1 protein-coding gene is annotated in these 510 nt (G+C 42.0%); it reads right to left on the bottom strand.

Going from position 1 to position 510, the window contains the following annotated elements:
• Positions 1-26: 26 nt before the first annotated feature.
• Positions 27-449 (bottom strand): hypothetical protein, encoded by a 423-nt coding sequence (locus ACS8FD_RS24800; RefSeq protein ID WP_439263420.1) that lies wholly within the window; start codon positions 447-449, stop codon positions 27-29.
• Between the last annotated feature and the right edge of the window lie 61 nt (positions 450-510).

The following is a 510-nucleotide window of genomic DNA, read 5'->3' as shown; positions in this document are numbered from 1 at the left end:
CAAAATAAAGACAATGTTACTTTTGCTCACTCTTTAACACGCAGTAGCTCATACTTGCTCATAATACGATGAATGTCTGTATCAACAGGGACAAACTCACGAACACCTTTTTTAACCTCAGCATCATAGACCAATTTAATAAACTTAGCATCAATGGCGCGGCCTTTATTTTGCGGGTGTACGGTCAAATACTGCAAGCGCTTGGCATTGGTTTGCCCGTCATCGAAGCAGGCTACCGCAGCGATGGGTTTATCATTAAACATACCGACGTATAAATATTGCCCACGTTTAAAACCTTGCGTAACGATATTTAATACTTCTATGCCACTAGGCTGCGTATCATCGCTATCATATAAGGCATGCAAGCGCTCAGATAACTCATTTTCACGCGCAGGTTTTTTGATGAGTGGGGCATCCAAGCTATTGATGGCAATCGCTTCTAAAGGCATAGTTGGTTCCTAGTAAATTGATATAGCATGGCGTTGTAAAGTCGGCGCAGGTAATGATTGA

The sequence above is a fragment of the Psychrobacter sp. 1U2 genome (genome assembly GCF_051847575.1).
Note: the sequence above shows the minus strand (reverse complement) of the source record. Positions and strands in the feature narration are given on the sequence as shown.

Coding starts and splice junctions, on each gene's coding strand:
- ACS8FD_RS24800 (WP_439263420.1), bottom strand. CDS start 449: ATGCCTTTAGAAGCGATTGCCATCAATAGCTTGGATGCCCCACTCATC.